This is a genomic window from Lyngbya aestuarii BL J (assembly GCF_000478195.2).
GTDB classification, from domain to species: domain Bacteria; phylum Cyanobacteriota; class Cyanobacteriia; order Cyanobacteriales; family Microcoleaceae; genus Capilliphycus; species Capilliphycus aestuarii.
The window spans coordinates 18534-40100 of sequence record NZ_AUZM01000041.1; the positions used below are offsets into that span (position 1 = coordinate 18534).

Consider the following 21567-nt stretch of genomic DNA (forward strand, 5'->3'; position numbering starts at 1 on the left):
TGGGATTTTATTATTGATATTGATTCATCACATCTTTAACTAACATTTCTCTAAACCAAACCTGTAAGACTGCGATGAGAGGAATGGCTAAAAGTAGACCCAAAGTTCCAAAGAAGATGGTAAAGATGACTTGAGATAATAAGGTAACAGCCGGAAGTAGAGAAACCTCGTGTTTCATCACAAGAGGCGTTAAAATATTACTTTCAATTTGTTGAATGGCGATATAAAGACCAATCACCGCTAGGGCTTTCCAGGGGGCATCCATCAGGGCGAGTAAAGCGGGTGGAATCACACTAATAGTTGGGCCAATATTAGGAATAAAGGTTAAAAATCCGGCGAGTAAAGCATTGACTAAAGCCAGTCTAACGCCGAGTATCCATAAGCCAATACCACTTAGAAGTGTAATCACGGTCATATTAAATAAAAGACCGACTAAAGCACCGACTAAGTTTTCTTCACACTCATTTAAAATCTCATTAACCCGAGGGCGATAAAAAGCCGGAAATATTAAAATGAAGTTACGTCGGTAGGGCACGGGATCACTCAAGAACATAATTGTCACCGCAATTACAAGCACAACGTTTAAAGTAATTCCTAATGAAGTTGAAAATAAGCTAAAAACGTTATTAAATAATCCAAAACCCGGATCGGGTATTTGTTCAAGCAAACGTTCAGGACTTTTTAAATCACCAAAAATTCGGGAAGGAATGAGATCTTGTAAACCCAGATACCAAGTTTTAAGCTGTTCAAATCCCATCGGAACTTGTGTAATTAATTCTTGCCATTGATCTATTACTGGTGGTACAATAACAGATATAAATCCAGCTAAAACCAAGAAAATAAAAAACACAGAAATACCGACAGCTATACCTCGTTTCATTCCCTGTTTCTGGAGAAGTTTCACAATCCGGTTAATGGATGTTGCCAAAATAATAGCAGCAAACGCAAGTAAGATAACTTGTCTAATTTTCCACAAGATATAGAGGGAAATTAAGAAGCAGATAATTCCAATAGTTTTCCCAAATGTCACAGTTTCACCCTTCCCCACTCACTAAATAGTATTAATTTTAAGATAAATTTAGGGTTTTAGCCTAAATGATAAATAATCTAGAACTTGATTAAACTCATGACTCAATCAAACTAAAATCTATAAGAAAAGGAGGAAGTCACTTCAACTTAACAGTCATCGTTCTTCCTCCGCCTTGGGATAAATTATTCAGCATTGCTTTTATTCGCTGAATCTCCCTCGTAGGGTTGAAATCCGGTTTGTGGATATTGATCCGTATTACTGCTAAAGATTCGTTTTGCGCCTAACCAGATATATTCAAATACTTCCTGAAATCGTCGAGTTATATTACTCATTTTTGTATTCCTCCATTTTTAAATAATCAATCCTTCTAAATTTGTTTCTATTTTTAGGATTAAAACAAACTTTATTTAAATTCACTAAGTCAACTTAAAATAAAATCTATTTCAAACCGATAACTGACAAATCTAGAATATTTTTCAAGATTGATTTCATCATCTTTAATAACTATATTATAAGGGGTGATCGCTTTCAATTCATCTATCGAATGATAGACTTTACTCAACTTTTGACTAAAATTGAGAATACAAGTCAAACTCAGAATGCCTAAATCTGAAAATTTGCTCTTGTTTTTCTGTGAAGTTCATCGAATATTTGATAGCGTTTCAGTCCCGGTCTGAGAACTCTTTCTAGGGATAGAGGAATTACGGCGACTGATTTTTATAAGATAGAGATAAGCTGCAAGTAAGTCTATAAATTTTATTATTCTAGTTTAGTTTTTAAATTTTTCAAAGTTTTACAAGCTGCAAAAACCTGTTCAATTTAGTTGTCGGAGATTATGATGCAATTTTCAATAAACAGAACTTCTCAAAAGCAAATTTTTAGATTATTTTCTGCGGGGATGTTAGCAACCGTTTTTTCTCTCGGAATGACAGGTTGTCAGTCTCCCAGCCAAACTCTGACCAACTCCGATAACGAAGTCTTAGAAACTGAACCTGACATCAATGATACCGAAATGGTGGTGAGTGAAGATCCCTTTACCGATGCAGAAATCACAGAAGCCATTGAACGCGAGTTGGAAATTAGTCGGGGGATTTCACCTGCGAGTATTTTGGTGGCTACAAATGAAGGAATTGTCACCTTATCGGGTTCTGTCAATAATATTTTAGCTCAAGAACGAGCGGAACGAATTGCCAGTATGATTAAAGGAACCCGAGCAGTTATTAATGAGATTAATGTCGAACCTGTTCCCCGTACTGATGCCGAAATTTTAGAGAATATTAACAGTGCTTTAGTCAATGATCCCGTCACAGAAGTCTGGGAAATAGAACCCGTTGTTAATAACGGAGTCGTGACTTTAGGCGGTGAAGTTGATTCTTGGCAAGAAAAACAACTAGCCAGTCGAGTTGCGAAGGGAGTTGCTGGGGTTAAACAAATCGATAATCAAATCTCAATCAATTACAAAACTCAACGCTCCGCCCCAGAAATTGAGCAAGATATTCAGTCTGCCCTACAATGGGATGCACGAGTTGATAGTCGATTAATTAATATCGAAGTGGATGGAACTCAGGCAATCTTATCAGGAATTGTCGGTAGTGCGTTTGAGAAATCTTTAGTCATTACCGATGCTTATGTGATTGGTGTGATGTCAGTTGATGCAAATGACCTCGAAGTTGAACCTTGGGCTGATGAAGAACGGATGAGAACAGAAATCGTTCCTGAGTTGAAAGATACAGCCATTCGAGACGCAGTTCAAGATGCTTTACTCTATGACCCGCGCGTGGCGGCATTTAACCTCAATGTCGCCGTAGATGAAGGGGCGGTAACGTTATCCGGTACTGTAGATAATCTTAAAGCCAAACGCGCCGCCGCCCAAGATGCGAGAAATACAACTGGGGTTTGGCGAGTTGAAAGCAATATTAATGTACAACCCCAAACCGAACTCACAGACAATGAAATTGTTGAGAAGATCATCACCCGACTCCAACGAGATCCCTATGTCAACCGTCAAGAGATTGGAGTAACGGTGGAAGAAGGTATTGTTAGGCTCAATGGTAGTGTAGAATCTTATTTTGAAAAATGGCAAGCCGGAGATGTAGCCGCCTTAGCCCAGGGTGTAACGGGTGTGATTAACCAGTTGGAAGTTGACTATAACTTACCTGCGGAGGAAACATCTTTTTATGATTGGGACCCGATCACCGAAGACTATGACTACAATTACGACAACTCGGTTTTCTCAGATCGCAGTGATGAAGCCCTCGCCACCGCCATAGATGCTCAGTTATTGTGGTCTCCCTTTGTAGATGAACAACAAGTAGAAGTTTCCGTCGATGATGGAGTCGCCCGTTTGACTGGAACCGTTGACAGTTGGTATGAATACGCCCAAGCCACAGAAGAAGCCTATGAAGGGGGTGCAGTAACAGTGATGAATAATTTAGAAGTTTCGCCAAACTCCAACCCATTAAATTGAGTTGATTGATAAGTTGTCCGGAATTTCTTCAAACTTTCAACCACCACTTGATCGATCCCTGATCCAGTTGTGCTAATTTATGGTGGGATCGTTTGTGTGTTTTTGCAGGTTGGCTTGGTATCCATCCGGTTTTACTCTCGTCTGTGAGTAGAAAGCAATAACTACAAACCGTCTGACTGTTTACGTCTAATATTTGACATCAAATCGGATCAATGACAGAAAACAATCCTTCCTTACGCAAAATTCCCGTCCATGAACCTGCTGATGTAATTCCCTCAAAGCAGCACGTTTCCCTGTTAGAGTGGCTACAAGCAACGGGTCGTTTGATTCCTCGGGATATTGTTCAAGAATCTAGCACTAATTATGTCAACCCCGAAGAGGAGATCTCAGCATTGATTGTCGATGAGAATTCCTACGATGACGATGACGACGATGATGATGATGATCTCGATGATTAAAAAAAATCGAGTTTAGCAGGCGTTGCACTTCCGCAGTATTATTAGGATGCAACAACCGCTAGGGGTAGTCATCCAAACTTAAACTCCCGGTTTGTAGTTGGTGTTGAGGATTAATTTTATTTATTTCCGTGGATAGTTTATTTTCACCAATTCGCTCATCAAACTTATCAGGACGCCATCTCTGGGCGTTGCTGACTCTAGGGTTGAGTGCTTTGGCGATCAGTCTGGATATCACAGCAGATCGCTTTCTCAATCCTCAAACTTCTCTGTTTTTTCCTTTAGTCGTCTGTGGGTTGATCACTGCGGCTTTAGGGCATTGGGTAATTCCTCTCCTGGTTCGGATTAAAGCCGGACAATTTATCCGAGAAGATGGCCCACAAGCACACCTCAAAAAAGCAGGTACTCCCACCATGGGGGGGATCTTTTTTATTCCGGTTGGGGTAGTTGGAGGTTTAATCTGGTCTGGATTTGACCCGAATGTAATTGCTATTTCTACTTTAACCTTAGCTTACGGATTTATCGGTTGGTTGGATGACTGGCAAATTCTCAGACGAAAATCCAATCAAGGCATTTCTCCCCAAATGAAGTTAGCCTTGCAGGTGGGGTTAGCAACATTATTTTGTTTAGCATTAGCAACTCGGGGAGTGGGAAGTCTATCTCTCCAATCTTCTGAGATTTCGACGGTTGCTCTACCTTTTGGGTTAGCCTTACCTTTAGGCTGGTTATTCTGGCCATTGGCTGTTTTTGTTCCGGTTGCCGAAAGTAACGCCACAAACTTGACGGATGGTGTCGATGGGCTGATGGGCGGACTCGGGGCGATTACTCTTTTTGGGCTAGGGGCTTATCTCGCGCCGACTTCCCCAGAATTAATGGTATTTTGTGCTTGTCTGAGTGGGAGTTGTTTGGGGTTTGTCAGCCACAACCGCAATCCGGCTAAAGTGTTTATGGGAGATACCGGTTCACTGGCCCTCGGTGGGGCATTAGCGGCCGTTGCTTTACTTTCTAACACACTCTGGATGCTGCTGATTATCAGTGGGATTTTCTTAGTCGAAACGGTGTCTGTTATCGCTCAGGTAAGCTACTACAAGGCAACGAAAAACCCCGATGGCATTGGTAAGCGTCTATTTAGAATGGCACCGTTGCATCATCATCTAGAACTCTGTGGTTGGTCAGAAACTCAGGTCGTCGGAACGTTTTATTTGATTAATGTGATTTTGGTGTTGGTTAGTTTGGTTATAGCTTAGACCGTGAAACGTTTAGCGGGTAAAGAGGTTAGAATTAGACTGAAGCATACTTTCTTTCTCGAAAGAGCCAAATCTAAACATGATTAATGTTTCTGTCGTCGTACCGATTTATAATGGCGAGGCAGATCTACCGGATTTAATTCAATGTCTGCGATCGCAAACTTATCGGCCCGATCAAGTTGAGTATTTATTGGTGGATAATAATAGTCGCGATCGCACCGCTGAGATGTTGCAAGCCTTCGCAACCGATACCATTCGCCCTCTCTGGGAAAATCACATTCAGAGTTCCTACGCCGCCCGCAACCAGGGAATTCGCATCGCCCAAGGAGAGATAGTCGCGTTTACCGATGCTGATTGTCGTCCCGAACCCCAATGGTTAGAAAAATTGGTCAAACCGTTTGAGGATGCGACGATTGGAATTGTAGTTGGAGAAATTGTCGCCTTACCCGGTCAGACGTTACTGGAAAAACACGCTGATCGCCAAGATACTCTCTCCCAAAAGCATACTATTACTCACAAGTTTTTTCCCTACGGTCAAACCGCTAATCTGGCAATTCGTCGCCCTATTTTTGAACAGGTGGGTTTATTTCGTCCTTATTTAACTACTGGAGGAGATGCCGATATTTGTTGGCGAATTCAACAGCAAACTGAATATCAAGTCTATTTTGCCCAAGACGCCATCATCAAACATAAACATCGGGAAACATTGCGACAATTACGCAGTCAATGGCGACGTTATGGCGAGTCAAACCGCTATTTACACGAACTTCATGGGGTTGAGTTGATGAGAGATTTTACCCCTCAAGATTATCTCTATCGACTGGGACGTTGGTTGTTAAAAGAAATGCCCATTAACAGTATAAAGGCAATTGCTCAAAAAGCTGATTTAGTGGATTTGGTGAAAACTCCCATCGATTTATTGAATGTACAAGCCCGTTCACAGGGGCAAAAACAAGCTAAACTCTCTGAAAAAGCCAAAGAAATTGCACACCTCAAGTCATCTTAACTCAGCGAGTGATGAGTTTTAGCGTGATAGAATGAAGCAAAAAGCAAAAGCGAACAGACATTCTGTGAAACGCCTAACGGCGATTAAAGGATAGGTACAAATGATTTGTTATACAAAGCCATTGTTTTGAGATACTCGGATGTAATCATGGGTTTCAAGTTTTCCAATTTTTAGTTTAATTTTTTACCTGATAATACAAAAATACAACACCACTCTCATAAATTTTTCTGTGGGTAAGTTCTAAAGCCGTTTGTTGAATTTTACCGGAAAACAGAGGAATTCCCGAACCCATCAGAAAAGGATTTAATTTGATAATCACTTCGTCAATTAAATTGGCGGTGAACAGGGTTGTCGCTAAATTTGCACCGCCACAGAGGTAGATATCTTGACCTGTTTCTTGCTTTAAACTTGTGACAATTTCAATAATATTTTCCGAAACAATCTCAACATTTTCGTCAGGCTTTTCTTTAATTGTTCGCGAGAAAACATAACTTTTCATCATCGGGTAAGGGTTCGTTTTACCTTCTTTTAACCCAACTTCATAGGTTTTCCGTCCCATCAACACAATATCAAAGTCTTTCAATGAGTTTAAATAATCGCTGACCTGTTCACCTTCAAACAGAAAACCATCAAATGAACCATCTTCGTGTGCAATAAATCCATCCAGACTCATTGCAACATAATATTTCAATTTTCGCATTTTAAAACCTCTCCTATCAAGCTTAGAAATCTTGACGATGAAGGATGATTTCCTCTCCAATTATACTACATTAATATTACAAGCTATTTTCGACTGACTCACAAATTTTTAGTGGGAGTCCCCTCTACAGGACAGCGAAAAAGCGGTAGATTAATTCTTAGGTATTGCTCAATCAACAGATAAAATCGTTATGAAAGCCATTGTGATGACCCAACCTGGGGGGCCAGAAGTTCTCAAGCTGAAACAGATCTCAGAACCGAAAATTAAAGCGGATACAGAACTTTTGGTTCGCCTAAAAGCCGCAGGAGTCAATCCCATCGACACGAAACTCCGCAGCCGAGGAACATTTTACCCGGAAAAAATGCCCGCTATCCTGGGATGCGATGGGGCGGGTGTGGTGGAAGCAGGGGGTAAAGGAGTCGAAAAGTTTCAAGTCGGAGATGAGGTTTATTTTTGTGACGGTGGACTCGGAGATGAAACGGGAAACTATGCGGAGTTCACTGTTGTTGATGAAAAGTTTGTCAGCAAAAAACCACAATCATTGAGTTTTGCAGAAGCGGGGGCGGCGCCTTTGGTTGTCATTACGGCGTGGGAATCTCTTTATGATCGCGGAAAATTGCAACCCGGACAACGAGTTTTAATTCATGCAGGTGCGGGTGGTGTGGGTCATGTGGCGATACAATTAGCAAAGTTACAAGGGGCTGATGTGGCGACCACTGTTTCGCCGGAAAATGCCGATTTTGTGCGTCAGTTAGGTGCTGATTTAGTGATTGACTACAAACAAATCAATTTTGTGCAGCGAGTGTTGGACTGGACGGATGGCGAAGGGGTTGATTTAGCGTTTGATACAGTCGGGAAAGATACTTTTTTTAAAACCATAGAAGCGGTAAAACTTTATGGGGATTTAGTCACGATTTTAGAACCGGATACAAATTTAGGAAATTTGAAAGAAGCCCGCAAACGAAATCTAAGAATTGGTTTGGAATTAATGCTAACACCGATGTTACAAGGATTGGTTGACGAACAAAAAGATCAAGCGAAAATTCTTCAGCAATGTGCGCGTTTAATTGATGAAGGAAAGCTTAAAGTTCATGTGAATCATGTTTATCCCTTAGCGGAAGCGATGAAAGCCCATCAAAATTTGGAAGCGGGAGGAATGACTGGAAAGTTTGTGTTAACAATGGATTGATTTTTAGATTTAAACTTCTTGACGTGTTTTTTGTAAATCATTCAATTGTTCGGGGAGCGAGGAGATCGAAATTCACGCTCCTTTTCTAGTCTAGGAGAACAAATAGATGGCTCAAATATTAGTCACAAGTTATTTAGAAATGACTGATTTTGCGGAATTTAAACCTGCTATTCTTAAAGATCTTCTAGGAGTTGCTATCTTTCCCTTAGAAACACCCGATATTCAATTTTATCGCTTTTTGTACCGAGAAGTGGGGAAGGCTTGGCGTTGGCGAGATCGGTTATTATTGAGCGATGGAGAATTAACTGATATATTGGCTAATGCGGGTACAACGATTGATGTTTTATATGTCAATGGAGCGCCAGCAGGTTATATTGAACTCAGTCAGTGTGGAGTATCTACGGAAATTGCTTATTTTGGTTTACGTTCGGGTTATTTTGGTCGCGGCTTGGGGAAATATCTACTGAGTTATGGTATTCATAAAGCTTGGACTCAAAATATACAACGTCTTTGGGTGCATACTTGTAATCTTGATAGTGTTTATGCTCTTGATAATTATCTTAAACGAGGATTTAAAATCTATAACATTGAAGAACAACCTATGCCTAAACAATATCTTTAGTTCTACTCAATTTCGTGCTATTCGTCAAGGGATTAAAGTTGGAATTTTAACTTTAATGACTTTTTTGGTGTTATGTTTTCCGGTTCGGGCTGAAAGTTCGTCAACAGGACAAATTCCTTTAACGCTTGAGATCTTACAGGAAAAAGTTAAAAATCCAGTTAAGCAAGATGGTTTTTATTTTATTGATCTGCAAAACTTTATCATTGATTTACAACCCGAACAGGTAGAATTTAGTCAACAATTTTATCAACAAATTCAAGCCGCACTTAATCCATCTGAAAAATCTGAAGATACAGTGGGTTTAAATCTGAGTAATTCTCTGATCAAAGGAGATTTTATTGGGAGTAAAATTGGGGTGAGAGTTCCTTTACTTAAAGAAACATTTTTATCTGTTTTTTCTGCCGATGAATTAAAAATACTCACTTCAGAACAGTCTCAACTTTCGCTGCGAAATCAATCTCCTGAAAATACGGCGGTAACTATCCCTAAAATTACTGTGATTCGAGGTCGTTTTAAATGCAAAGATACTGAGTTTCAGGGAAATATTGATTTTAAAAAAGCTTTTTTTATCCGAGGTTTAGATGCTCAAGAGGCAATATTTAGCCAAAAAACAAATTTGAATGAAACTATTTTTAATGAAGTTGCTAACTTTAACAACGCCATATTTAAAGATAAAAGTAACTTTAGTTATGCAATATTTTTAAGCCCAGCAAAGTTTAATAAAACAAATTTTCAAGGATTTATTAATTTTGAGGATAGTCATTTTAATGAGGTTAGTTTTAATCAAGCTCATTTTCAAGAATTTGCTAATTTTAAAAGTATTACTTTTGATGGAGAAACTGATTTTAGTGAATCTTGGTGGCAAGGAAGAACTGTTTTTTCCAAGTCTAATTTGAGTCATTCTATTAGTTTTCAACAGGCTATTTTTGAAGAATCTGTTGATTTCCGGGATACTCGGTTTAACCAAGGGCTTAGTTTACGAGAAGCCAGTCTTCAAAGTGCAATTGATTTTAGTGATGCAGGATTTGGTCGATTAACAAAAATTAATTTTTCTGACTTCATGTTTGATTCAAATTCGGCTCAAATTATGGGCGATCCGGGTATTATTGGTACAGTTATTTCTGTGAAAACATTACAAGGAAATGAAAACTTACTTCGCAATTTAATTCAAAACTTTCGTCAACAAGAACAGATTGAGGATGCTAATAAAATTGAATACCTCAGAGCGCAGTTAATGCTGAAACAATTTAAGCGAAATATTTTTGGAGTAGACTTAAATACTGCTTCTATGTCTCGATTAATTTATGCTGGATTTACTCGAGAACAAGCAAATGAAATTTTAAATTTAAGAATCAAACAACCTTTTCGGAACTTAACTGAAATTTTAAAGCTAGATAAAATTGATTTGGCAACCTATATTAAAGTTTATGATCGTGTGGTTGCGAATCGTTACCAGGGAGAACAAGACAAAGATACAAAAACAGGATGGAAAAAAGTTGTTTTTGATAATTATATTATTCCATTGTTCAACAGTATTAATACGGCTTTACATTGGCTTGAATTGAGTGTACTTTTACTCTTGAGTGGTTATGGAACCCGTTTTGAATTAGTTGCGGGAGTCGGTATTGTTGCTATTGCTTATTTTGGCTTAGTCTTTTGGTTTGTAGATCGAGTTCGGCGACAACATCCCACACCCATTTTACCCACATCTTCAGAAACAATTTGGATGTTAACCAGTTATGGAATATTAACTTCTATTGGTTTAACTCAAATCTTTAGGGGATCGAGTCATCCAATTTTAACCTTACTCTGTTTAGCTGTTTTTATTGTTCCGATTCCCGGTTTTTTAGTTGGATTTCTGTATTACCGAGGGCGTCATCACAACTTATTAGATTCATCTTATCTTACAGAAGATGCTAGCCAGCGACAACTGCGATTAATGATTGGGCGATTACCCTTAATGCCACGATTTATTTTCTTTCGCGATCGCTATATGCCGATTCTTTGGGATAGAGGTTGGAGTTGGTTAAATTATTATGATTTCAGCCTGAATAATTTTCTCAAATTTGGCTTTAATGATCTCCGCCTCCGAGATGAACACCTACCGGGAATAATCGCTAATTTAGTCTGGTATCAGTGGAGTTTAGGGGTTCTTTATCTGATTCTTATATTTTGGACACTTTCTCGTACAATTCCGGGATTAAATCTCCTAATTTATCTCAAGTAATCATCTAGTTTAAATGAGATAGAGTAGATAATTCTTGCTGAGATTTTGAGAGGAGTTCTTGCACTTCTACATCTGAAGTTTGAGAAAAATCTTCATACCAAAAACTAATCGCTTTTAGCAATTTTGGTTGAACTAAACAGATCACTTGACTGACTTGATATTCCAACTGTTGATAAGTGCTTGGAGGGGCGACAGGAACCGCGACAACAATTGCTTTAGGGTGATGCGATCGCATCACTTCAATTGCTGCAAAGAGTGTGGAACCCGTCGCGACTCCATCATCAACTAAAATTACAATTTGATCTTCTACATTTAAAGGTAAATCTCTACCCCGATAAAGATGATAACGTCGTTGTAATTCTTGTTTTTCTGTCGCTAAAACTTGCTCAAAAGCAGGCTGAGAAACATCCCAAGACTTAATAATTTCTGGATTGAGTTTCATTGCATTTCCTTGTCCAATCGCACCCATTGCCAGTTCTTTATGTGCAGGAACTCCTAGTTTACGAACTAAACACACATCCAAAGGAACATGAAGTGATTTGGCGATTTCATAGGCAACTGGAACCCCTCCACGCGGCAAACCTAAAACGATTACATCAGAACGATTTGCATATTTTATCAGTCGAGATGCGAGTAACTGTCCCGCTTCAGTTCGATTTTTAAATTGCATATTCATATTGACTCACCTCTAAGTTGATCTCTATTCAATATTAAATTTTTTAGAGTAAATATTTATTGATCTACCAACCGATAGATGACAAAATTCTAATCAAGTTATAACCAGCAATTCAAAATAAACTTGATGTAGCGTATAATAACTTCACTCTATCTCTAGATTTTATTTTAACAAATTTCATCATCTATTGAGTGGATAATCAATAATCTCAACTCATTAACCCCGTTTCTCAAACCAAATTTTAAGTTTTTTAAACTCATCTTGCCATTGAAGCAAGTAACCCAGTTCCCTATAATCAAAATGCAGCAAAAAATTGATTATGGATGTAAAAGCCGCCATTGCTTGGGAAGCGGGCAAACCGTTAAGTTTAGAAACTGTTCAACTCGAAGGCCCCAAAGCCGGAGAAGTTTTGGTCGAAATTAAAGCCACAGGTGTTTGTCATACCGACGCCTACACCCTCTCCGGTGCCGACCCTGAAGGGCTATTTCCGGCGATTCTCGGCCATGAAGGGGCAGGAGTTGTCGTCGAAGTCGGGCCTGAAGTCAAAAGCCTCAAACCGGGTGATCACGTTATTCCTCTCTACACACCCGAATGTCGTCAGTGTGAGTATTGTCTGAGCATGAAAACCAATCTTTGTCAAGCAATTCGTTCAACTCAGGGTAAAGGATTAATGCCCGATGGAAGTAGTCGGTTTTCGATAAATGGTCAGAAAATTTATCACTACATGGGAACTTCTACCTTTTCAAATTATACCGTATTGCCAGAAATTGCAGTGGCAAAAATTCGGGAAGATGCCCCTTTTGAGAAAGTTTGTTATATCGGTTGTGGCGTAACCACAGGAGTCGGCGCTGTTGTGAATACGGCTAAAGTTGAACCGGGATCAAATGTCGTTGTTTTTGGGCTGGGTGGGATTGGTTTAAATGTAATTCAAGGCGCGAAAATGGTCGGGGCGGATATGATTGTTGGCGTTGATCTTAACCCCGGAAAACGAGAAATTGCTGAAAAATTTGGCATGACTCATTTTGTAAATCCCAAAGAAATTGAAGGGGATTTAGTGCCTTATTTAGTAGAGTTAACTCAAGGGGGTGCTGACTATAGTTTTGAATGTATTGGCAATGTTAATGTCATGCGTCAAGCCTTAGAATGTTGTCATAAAGGTTGGGGCGTTAGTATCATTATTGGTGTGGCAGGTGCAGGACAGGAAATTAGCACTCGACCCTTTCAGTTAGTCACCGGGAGAGTTTGGAAAGGTTCAGCTTTTGGCGGGGCGAGAGGACGAACAGACGTTCCTAAAATTGTCGATTGGTACATGGATGGGAAAATTAATATTGATGATTTGATTACCCATGTTTTACCCATTGAACAAATTAACGATGCGTTTGATTTGATGCACAAAGGCGAATCAATTCGGACTGTTTTAACCTTCTAAAAAAAGATTCATTTCCCTAAATTTCCAACCCCCGTGACCCCGCCCCCAAACCCCAAAAATTTGATGTGTAGGGAGGTAGGGAGATAGGGAGGTGGGGAGGTTAGAAGATTTTTATTAACAATAGGAGAGATAAAACATTAGTCGCAAATAATTTAAGGATTTCATAGTAAAATCAACACAGACCCAAAAACACAACACAAACAGGACATCAAAATGCGAATTTTAATCATGGGTGGAACCCGTTTTATCGGGGTTTACTTAACTCAAATGTTAGTCGAACAAGGTCACGAAGTCGTTTTATTTAACCGAGGAAACAAACCCGCACCTGTGGACGGAATTAAACAAATTCATGGGGATAGAACCGACGCAAGCCAAATCAAAGAAAAACTCGCTAATGAAAACTTTGATGCCATTTTTGATAATAACGGACGTCAACTCAGCGATACTCAACCCCTTGCAGATTTATTCAAAGGAAAAGTCAAGCATTTTGTTTATATGAGTTCGGCTGGAGTCTATTTAAAATCTCCTGAAATGCCTCATATTGAAGGGGATAAAACAGATCCAAAAAGTCGTCATTTAGGCAAATACGAAACCGAAACTTACCTACAAGAACAGCAATTACCCTGGACATCTATTCGCCCCACTTATATTTATGGTCCTCTAAATTATAACCCCTTAGAATCCTGGTTTTTTGACCGCATTGTTGCTAATCGTCCGATTCCTATTCCTGGTAACGGACTCCATATTACTCAGTTGGGTCATGTGAAAGATTTAGCAAAGGCAATGGTTGCCGTTTTAGGGAATGAAAACGCCATCGGTCAGGTGTATAATATCTCTGGCGAACGTTACGTTACCTTCGACGGTTTGGCGGGTGCTTGTGCGGTGGCTGCGGGGAAATCGGCAGAAGATTTAAACATCGTTCATTACGACCCCAAACAGTTTGATTTTGGCAAGAAAAAGCCTTTTCCGTTGCGGGTTCAACACTTTTTTGCAGGTGTTAACAAAGCGATGAATGAGTTAGATTGGCAACCGGAGTTTGATTTGATTTCGGGGTTGAAAGATTCGTTTCAAAATGATTATCAGACGACAGAAAAAGCTGAGGTTGATTTTAGTTTAGACGACGAAATTATCAAAGCTGTTCAATAGGTTGGGTTGATAAATTTAGGGCGCAAGCCTTGCGCCCCTACGGATGATTTTCCAGGGTTTAATATGAGTCAGTTTGAATTATTAAATGATGACACCGCTATCTTGATGATTTATCAGGATACTTTTACTGTTGCTAGGTTGAAAGAATTAGCTTCCAATAAACTTAATTCTTATCTGACAAAAAAATATGGAAATAGTGGTATTAGTCTTACCGATTTATTTTGCAATTCAAATCTTTCTATTATTGAAAGTGAAGTTAAAATTAGTATGAACGATATTCAACTGATATTTCCTACTGATGGGATAGAATGTAAACTATTAAATTTTGACACCAGACAATGGACAGCAGGTAAAATAAAAATAATAGCTGATGTAAAATTTTCTTCCAGTTTTCTTGGAAATGATCATTATAGAAACGTCAAAATCAACGAACTTAAACTAGAATTTGCAACAGACGAACCACCGCTATCAGACATCGAAACATCATTAGATGAATTTAGAAAACAAAACCAAGAATCATAAACCGTAGGGGCGTAAGGCTTGCGCCCTCTCCTTTTTGTTGGGCTTCAGCCCTATTTTTTAACCCTAATTTATGCGCTAAAGCGCAACAACTTATGAACGTTGATATTGTAGACGTAATTGTACAATTCCCGGTTTATCTTCTTCGATGAAAGTATCGCGGCGAATTTCTTCTAAACCTAACTGTTGAAACTGGGATAATTCCCCCTCCGATAACGGCCAGGGCGGGCCATCAGGTTCGGTTTCACTATCACGATAACGAGTAACAACTAATAATATACCCTTCTCCCCAACTAACGAAGAAATCACCTCAATCGTTTGCGATCGCATTTTCAAAGGTAAAGCTTGAATCGTGCGACATTCAAACACAAAATCAAAACTCTGTTGTAAACTAGAATCAAGGTTAAACAAATCCCCCACAAAATAATTAACCTCTGAATCAGGAAAACGTTCTTGACACCAAGAAATAGCAGTGGGAGAAATATCAAACGCAGTCACTTTAAAGCCTAATTTCGCTAAAGCTTCTGCATCATCGCCCAACCCACAGCCAATTACTATCGCCGTTTTTCCTTCGGTTTGGGGTGGATATTTTTCTAACCAATCTTGTAGATAAGGATGAGTGGTTGATTTCGCCCAAGGAACTTGAGAACTATCGCCTTTGGCGTCAGTATACACCGTTTCAAACCATCCCGTTGCATCATCTTTTTGTAGGGATTCGGTGGCGAGATCAACAATTTTATTTCTGAGGGTTTCGAGGTTATTTTCAGACATGATCGGTTAATACTCTTGGTGTTTTTATCCCCCCCTGGCCCCCCTTTGAAAGGGGGGTGATGTAGTTTCAAAAAAGGGGGAGAATTTAATACAGCCTGAATGAAAAATTGCAGACTGAATTATCGGTTATACGACTTCGTTAATTCCAGTAAGCGATCGCTAATTTGGGAAGTCAGTTGATCCGAACTTTGATAACGCCAACGCCAATTTCCAGCATTGATACTCGGATCATTCATGCGCCCGTTATTATCCAACCCGAACAAATCTTGGAGAGGAACAATCGCTTGATTCGCCACAGATTTTAAGGCTAAACGAATGAGTTCCCAATTAATTTCTTGAATCTCCCCAGGATGAGAATACCCCAGATATTTCGCAACGTGTTGTTTTTCCGGTTCTCCGGCACGATGCCACCAACCGACAGTGGTATCATTATCGTGAGTTCCCGTATAAACCAGACAATTTTCGACAAAATTGTGAGGAAGATAGGGATTTTTGTCATCATCTGCAAATGCAAATAACAAAATTTTCATCCCCGGAAAATCAAAGTGATCGCGGAGTTTTTCGACTTCAGGAGTAATAATTCCCAAATCTTCCGCCAAAACGGGTAAACTCCCTAAACCACTGCGAATGGCTTCAAAAAATTCCTGGTCAGGGCCTTTGACCCATTCCCCATTCATGGCAGTTTCTTCGCCGGCCGGCACCCGCCAATAGGCTTCAAATCCTCGGAAATGATCGATCCGGACTAAATCTGCGTAGGCAAGGGTGGCTTTAAAGCGTTCAATCCACCACTTGTAGCCCGTGCGTTTTAGCTCATCCCAATCATAAACCGGATTGCCCCAAAGCTGCCCAGTCTCACTAAAATAATCGGGCGGAACCCCAGCAATATAGGCAGATTCGAGCGTTTGAGGATCGAGTTGGAAAATATTCGGCTGCGCCCACACATCAGAACTATTGTGACAGACATAGATCGAGATATCCCCAATGATGGAAATGCCTTTATCATTGGCGTAACGGCGCAGATTTCGCCATTGTTCAAAAAACTTGAATTGAAGGAACTTATGATAGAGAATGCGATCAGCAAGTTCAGAGGATTTGGCTTTCATCGCCTCGGGTTCCCGACGAGCGATCGCGGAGTCCCATTTATTCCAGGGTAAGCCGTCATAGGCTTCTAACAAGGCCATAAATAGGGCATAATCTTCTAACCAGGCTGATGTCTCCTGACAGAAGGATGTAAACTCCGGATTAGCATTGCCAGACAGAGACTCCCGAAAGCGTTCAAAAGCCCGTTGAAGAAACTGTGTCTTATGGGGGATGACACGATCAAAATTAACCCGGTTGGGGACAACATCCTCACTGGGGGGTAAGGGGGTTAATTCATCCGCATTCAGTAGCCCTTGTTCGACTAACTGATCCAAACTAATCAGTAAAGGATTTCCAGCAAAGGTGCTAAAGTTCATAATATAGGGGGAATGCTCATACCCTGTCGGGCCAAGCGGCAAAATTTGCCAAAGCGTTTGACCGCTTCTATCCAAGAAGTCGATGAACTCATAGGCAGATTGCCCTAAATCGCCGATCCCATACTGACTGGGTAAGCAGGTCGGGTGCAATAGAATCCCACTTGCACGTTTAAACGTCATAACTAAAATACTGAGTTTGGATTATTTCAACATCATATATACTAAGCTCCTTTGAACGGTATATCCTCAATAAAAAAATTTGGGAAAAATCCTAATCCTTTTTCCCACTTTTTCCGAGAATCCCAACAGTTCTAAAGGTCATCGCGAATGAGGAATGAAAAATTGAGCGGAGTGATTTGATCCAGACTGAGGACTTTAATCTGATGTTGATTGTAATCAACAAAGACTTTTCTCAAAATCTATCTTAAGTTAGAGGAAAGTTAGCGCAAACGATGATGGAACCACACCTACGCCCTATGGGTGTATAACTTCAGGTAAGTGCAGTCAAACAAGCGCGAAGTCTCAGTAGAGGCATCTAAACATTTGTGACTTTGTGTTTGTCCAATGGCTTTTAGATGATTGTGTGATTTGTAACTCAGACTAAATATTCGAGAATATGCAACATTCCAAACTTAGTAACGATCCCCTCTGGTTTAAAGATGCCATTATTTATGAGGTGCCGGTTCGCGCCTATGCTGATAGTAATGAGGATGGTATTGGTGATTTTCTGGGTTTAACCGAAAAGTTAGACTACCTACAGGATCTAGGAGTCACTGCCATCTGGGTACTGCCATTTTTCCCTTCACCGTTGCGCGATGATGGGTATGACATCTCCGACTACATGAATGTCAACCCCATTTATGGCACCTTAGAAGACTTTCAAACCCTGCTGGATGCCGCCCACGAACGGGGAATTCGGGTGATTGCAGAACTTGTTGTCAATCATACTTCCGATCAGCATCCTTGGTTTCAACGGGCCAGACGAGCGCCCAAAGACAGCAAAGAACGGGATTTTTATGTTTGGAGTGATACCCCGGACAAATATTCAGATGTTCGGATCATCTTCCAAGACTTTGAAACGTCGAACTGGGCATGGGACCCGGTAGCCAAAGCCTATTACTGGCATCGGTTTTATTCTCACCAACCCGATCTCAACTACGATAACCCCGAACTCCAAAAGGCGGTATTAGATGTTCTTGACTTTTGGATGGAGATGGGGGTTGATGGAATTCGTCTAGATGCCGTGCCATATCTGTTTGTTCGCGAGGGAACGAACTGTGAGAACTTACCGGAAACTCACGGGTTCCTCAAAAAACTACGGAGTCATCTCGATTCTAAATTTGACAACCGGATGATGTTGGCAGAAGCCAACCAATGGCCAGAAGATGCGGCTTCCTATTATGGGGAGGGAGACGAATGTCACATGAACTTCCACTTCCCCCTGATGCCCCGTCTGTTTATGTCATTGCGGATGGAAGACTGTTTCCCCATTATTGATATTCTTAACCAAACTCCCGCGATTCCCTCTAACTCTCAGTGGGCGTTGTTCCTACGAAATCATGATGAACTGACTTTGGAAATGGTCACAGATGAAGATCGTGATTATATGTACAAAGTCTACGCCCAAGATCATCAAGCTCGCATCAACTTAGGGATTCGTCGTCGGTTAGCCCCCCTACTCGGCAATGATCGCCGTCAAATTGAGTTGCTCAATAGTTTGCTGCTCTCGCTGCCCGGAACGCCTGTATTGTATTATGGCGATGAAATTGGCATGGGAGATAACATCTATATTGGCGATCGCAACGGGGTACGGACACCGATGCAGTGGAGTCCAGATCGTAATGCCGGATTTAGTCGCGCCAACCCGCAAAAGCTTTATCAACCCGTTGTTGTAGACTCAGAATATCACTTTGAAGCCGTTAACGTCGAAGCCCAAAGCGCGAACCCCAACTCGTTGCTGTCGTGGATGAAGCGTCTGATTGCCATGCGGAAGCGGTTTCAAGCTTTTGGTCGGGGAACCTTTGAGTTATTGCACCCGGAAAACCGTAAGGTGTTGGCGTTTATTCGGACTTATAGCGGTGAACATATTCTCGTTGTGGCTAACCTGTCTCGGTTTGTCCAAACAGTAGAATTGGATATGTCTGCCTTTGTCGGCATGGTACCGGTGGAAATTTTTGGTCGAACTCAATTTCCTCGGATCGAAAAGTCGCCCTATTTCATCAGTATCAGTCCCTACGGCTTTTTCTGGTTCATGTTACAACTCGATCCGAGTGTTCCCAAAGAACCCCTACCGCAGAAAAAACTGCCTGCTTTAGCGGCCGTCTCTCAAAGTTGGAAACAAGTCCTTGAGCGTTCTGAGTATAAAAGCCAACTCGAAGCGATTTTAACCGAATATCTGCTCAGTTGTCGCTGGTTTATGGGCCGTTCTCAAGTGATCCAGTCGGTTCATATTAGAGATGTTATTCCGATTCTGCACCAGGAAACAGAAGCGGTAATTTCTTTAATTCAGGTTGAATATACCGAAGGATTTCCCGATACCTATGTACTGCCTCTGAGTTACGCAACCGAAGAACAAGCTGAAGAAATTCAGGAGTCGATGCCCCAAGCGGTTGTGGCGTCGCTGAAAGTTGATGATCAAGCCGGAATTTTGTTTGATGCGATCGCATCGGAGAATTTCATGGGTGCCTTGCGACAGATGATTGTCAATCGAGGCACTTACCCCGGCAAGAAGGGTCGTCTAATTGCCACCAGCTCTGATTTGATTAATAAAGAAGGTGATACGCTACAAGGCAGCTTTGAGACTTCTCTGGAAAAAGGCAATCGGATTAATACGCTCGTTGTCTACGGAGGACGGTTTGTGTTTAAACTGTTCCGGCGTGTAGAAGAAGGGATTAACCCAGAACTAGAAGTCCGTCATTTCCTCGGAACTCGCGCCCCTCTAGCTCATATTGCTCCTGTTGTGGGAGGGTTAGAATACCATCGTCAACGCTCAGAAGCAATGACCATTGGGGTTTTACAGCCTTATATTCCTGATGCGACCAATGCTTGGACTTTTACTCTTGATATTCTCCGAGATTATTTTGATCGCGTCGGTGTTGAACAAGCGACTTTAGAAGAAATTCCGCTTCCCACCGAAGAATTAGTTGATTTAGTTGAACAATCTGTTCCAGAATTAGCCGCCCTCACGATTGGTTCCTATCTCAGTAATGCCGAACTTTTGGGTCAACGAACGGCAGAAATGCACATTGCATTATCGGGTGATTATGAAAATCCTGACTTTTCACCTGCCCCGTTTACCTCTCTCTACCAACGTTCGATTTATCAATATTCTCGTAACCTCACCGGACAGGTCTTCCTGCGGTTGAAAAAGCTGCTTCCGACTCTCCCCCAGACGACTCAAACCCTTGGGCGTCAATTACTGACTCGCAAAGACTATTTACTCGCCCGACTGCGACAAGTCCTCGATCTCAAGATTACCGCCATGCGAACTCGCTGTCATGGAAACTATTGTCTTGATGAGGTTCTGTTTACCGGGAAAGATTTTGTCATCCTGGATTTTGAGGGAGAAGCCTACCGCACTTTAAATGAACGTCGGATGAAGCGTTCACCCCTGCGAGATGTTGCCGGAATGCTACTTTCGTTTGATTATGCGACTCGGGTTGCTTTACGCAATGAAGTCGAAAATGGCACGATTCGTGAAGAAAATCTCTTGCAAATGCAGGAATGGGGACAGTTTTGGTCGGCTTGGGTGAGATCTGCTTTCCTCAAGAGTTATCTGGAGACTGCCGCGAAAGACTCATTTCTTCCTAGCATTCGTAATGAATTGGAGGTGTTATTAGAGTGTTATCTGCTTGAAAATGCCATTCAAGATTTAGGTAATGATCTGCAAGAATCTAACGATATGCTGGATATTTCGATTCAGCTTTTGATTGATTTAGCTGCGACTTAATTTCTTGACTGTAGAAACCCGATATCTCCCATTAATCGGGTTTCTCGGCTAGGGTTTAATCTATTTAATCTGAAATGTTGATCAGCCGTTGACCAAAAACTTAGCGTTTTTTAGCTTGAATATTCTTTCCCTTTTCACAAATCTTTTTTAAGTTTCGATTCAGGGGGTTAAAATAAAATATAGAGTCGTTTAAGTCTAAAGATTAGAATTCGTCTGTAAACTCAATTCCACTCAAAGCAAAACTAAAAAAATCGGGAGCTAAACGAACTAATTGTTTGATCATTTCGTCATTAACCCAGAGAACAACCGGAAACCGGAAGTGACAAAACTCCTCCCGTACATAGTTCGTCGCAATCAAAAGTTGCTGGAGATGACGAACTGACTCGAAACCATCAACCATAACCGCATCCGGGGAGTTGTGGCTAAAATGACGAGCAATTGTGCTGTAGAGGGTTTCCGTTGAACAATCTAGGGTGAGTTCTTCGAGGTGAACCGAACACAATTGATGTAGCTGCTTGATCATCTGGTGTCGGAGTTCGCGACGGTTACAACAGGCTAAAATCAAGCAAAATTCACCTTGAGACAAGGTAATCGAGCGAGCAAGTTGTTTTAAAGAACTGACGTTCTGGGGGTTAAGAAGTTGAGTTACAGAAGCAGAAGTGACCATCGGTATAGAT

At 40.9% G+C, this 21567-nt stretch carries 18 protein-coding genes; 11 read left to right on the forward strand and 7 right to left on the reverse strand.

Annotated features, from left to right (window positions below; genetic code table 11):
- Positions 1–10: 10 nt before the first annotated feature.
- The gene (locus M595_RS17050) at positions 11–1030 is read right to left on the reverse strand and encodes an AI-2E family transporter (RefSeq protein ID WP_023067627.1); all 1020 of its coding nucleotides are present in this window, start codon (positions 1028–1030) and stop codon (positions 11–13) included.
- Positions 1031–1212: 182 nt separating this feature from the next.
- Entirely contained in the window at positions 1213–1362 is a 150-nt protein-coding gene (locus M595_RS31870) for a hypothetical protein (protein WP_023067607.1), read from the reverse strand.
- A 503-nt stretch (positions 1363–1865) separates the two neighbouring features.
- Between M595_RS31870 and M595_RS17055 the strand changes: the two genes are divergently transcribed.
- The 4 genes from M595_RS17055 to M595_RS17070 all read left to right on the forward strand — a co-directional run bounded on the left by M595_RS17055 (position 1866) and on the right by M595_RS17070 (position 6205).
- Positions 1866–3497, forward strand: coding sequence for a BON domain-containing protein (locus tag M595_RS17055; protein ID WP_083492836.1), 1632 nt, complete (start codon positions 1866–1868; stop codon positions 3495–3497).
- Between the two features lie 212 nt (positions 3498–3709).
- Positions 3710–3955: a DUF3134 domain-containing protein gene (locus tag M595_RS17060; RefSeq protein WP_023067599.1), complete on the forward strand. Its 246-nt coding sequence runs from the start codon at positions 3710–3712 to the stop codon at positions 3953–3955.
- A gap of 128 nt (positions 3956–4083) precedes the next feature.
- A complete protein-coding gene (gene mraY / locus M595_RS17065) occupies positions 4084–5199 on the forward strand; it encodes a phospho-N-acetylmuramoyl-pentapeptide-transferase (RefSeq protein ID WP_023067581.1) in 1116 nt (371 codons plus the stop codon).
- A gap of 79 nt (positions 5200–5278) precedes the next feature.
- Complete coding sequence (locus M595_RS17070; protein ID WP_023067606.1) at positions 5279–6205, forward strand: glycosyltransferase family 2 protein; 927 nt, start codon at positions 5279–5281, stop codon at positions 6203–6205.
- Positions 6206–6380: 175 nt separating this feature from the next.
- On the opposite strand, the gene M595_RS17075 is transcribed toward M595_RS17070, so the two are convergent.
- Positions 6381–6905, reverse strand: a complete 525-nt coding sequence (locus M595_RS17075; protein ID WP_023067597.1) for a dihydrofolate reductase family protein — start codon at positions 6903–6905, stop codon at positions 6381–6383.
- Positions 6906–7095: 190 nt separating this feature from the next.
- On the opposite strand from M595_RS17075, the gene M595_RS17080 reads away from it, so the two are divergent.
- The 3 genes from M595_RS17080 (at position 7096) to M595_RS17090 (ending at position 10943) form a co-directional block, all read left to right on the forward strand.
- Entirely contained in the window at positions 7096–8094 is a 999-nt protein-coding gene (locus tag M595_RS17080) for a zinc-dependent alcohol dehydrogenase family protein (protein ID WP_023067588.1), read from the forward strand.
- 106 nt (positions 8095–8200) lie between these two features.
- Positions 8201–8716 carry a GNAT family N-acetyltransferase gene (locus tag M595_RS17085; RefSeq protein ID WP_023067617.1) on the forward strand — a complete coding sequence of 172 codons (516 nt, stop codon included), beginning with the start codon at positions 8201–8203 and terminating at the stop codon, positions 8714–8716.
- Entirely contained in the window at positions 8682–10943 is a 2262-nt protein-coding gene (locus M595_RS17090; protein ID WP_083492837.1) for a pentapeptide repeat-containing protein, read from the forward strand. The genes M595_RS17085 and M595_RS17090 overlap by 35 nt, the downstream gene beginning before the upstream one ends.
- A 4-nt stretch (positions 10944–10947) precedes the next feature.
- Here the strand turns inward: M595_RS17090 and M595_RS17095 are convergent, their stop codons facing one another.
- Complete coding sequence (locus M595_RS17095) at positions 10948–11619, reverse strand: phosphoribosyltransferase family protein (RefSeq protein ID WP_040484257.1); 672 nt, start codon at positions 11617–11619, stop codon at positions 10948–10950.
- Positions 11620–11938: 319 nt separating this feature from the next.
- On the opposite strand from M595_RS17095, the gene M595_RS17100 reads away from it, so the two are divergent.
- The 3 genes from M595_RS17100 to M595_RS17110 all read left to right on the forward strand — a co-directional run bounded on the left by M595_RS17100 (position 11939) and on the right by M595_RS17110 (position 14716).
- Positions 11939–13048 carry an S-(hydroxymethyl)glutathione dehydrogenase/class III alcohol dehydrogenase gene (locus M595_RS17100; protein ID WP_023067600.1) on the forward strand — a complete coding sequence of 370 codons (1110 nt, stop codon included), beginning with the start codon at positions 11939–11941 and terminating at the stop codon, positions 13046–13048.
- A gap of 213 nt (positions 13049–13261) precedes the next feature.
- On the forward strand, positions 13262–14194 hold the full coding sequence (locus M595_RS17105) for an NAD-dependent epimerase/dehydratase family protein (RefSeq protein WP_023067618.1): 933 nt from the start codon (positions 13262–13264) through the stop codon (positions 14192–14194).
- Between the two features lie 63 nt (positions 14195–14257).
- Positions 14258–14716 (forward strand): KGK domain-containing protein, encoded by a 459-nt coding sequence (locus M595_RS17110; protein ID WP_023067608.1) that lies wholly within the window; start codon positions 14258–14260, stop codon positions 14714–14716.
- A 90-nt stretch (positions 14717–14806) separates the two neighbouring features.
- On the opposite strand, the gene M595_RS17115 is transcribed toward M595_RS17110, so the two are convergent.
- A complete protein-coding gene (locus M595_RS17115) occupies positions 14807–15484 on the reverse strand; it encodes a class I SAM-dependent methyltransferase (RefSeq protein WP_023067623.1) in 678 nt (225 codons plus the stop codon).
- 119 nt (positions 15485–15603) lie between these two features.
- Complete coding sequence (gene malQ / locus M595_RS17120) at positions 15604–17121, reverse strand: 4-alpha-glucanotransferase (protein ID WP_040484258.1); 1518 nt, start codon at positions 17119–17121, stop codon at positions 15604–15606.
- Positions 17122–17557: 436 nt separating this feature from the next.
- On the opposite strand from malQ, the gene treS reads away from it, so the two are divergent.
- Entirely contained in the window at positions 17558–20890 is a 3333-nt protein-coding gene (gene treS / locus M595_RS17125; protein WP_023067615.1) for a maltose alpha-D-glucosyltransferase, read from the forward strand.
- Between the two features lie 202 nt (positions 20891–21092).
- Here the strand turns inward: treS and M595_RS17130 are convergent, their stop codons facing one another.
- Positions 21093–21557: a hypothetical protein gene (locus M595_RS17130; protein WP_023067580.1), complete on the reverse strand. Its 465-nt coding sequence runs from the start codon at positions 21555–21557 to the stop codon at positions 21093–21095.
- Positions 21558–21567: the final 10 nt, after the last annotated feature.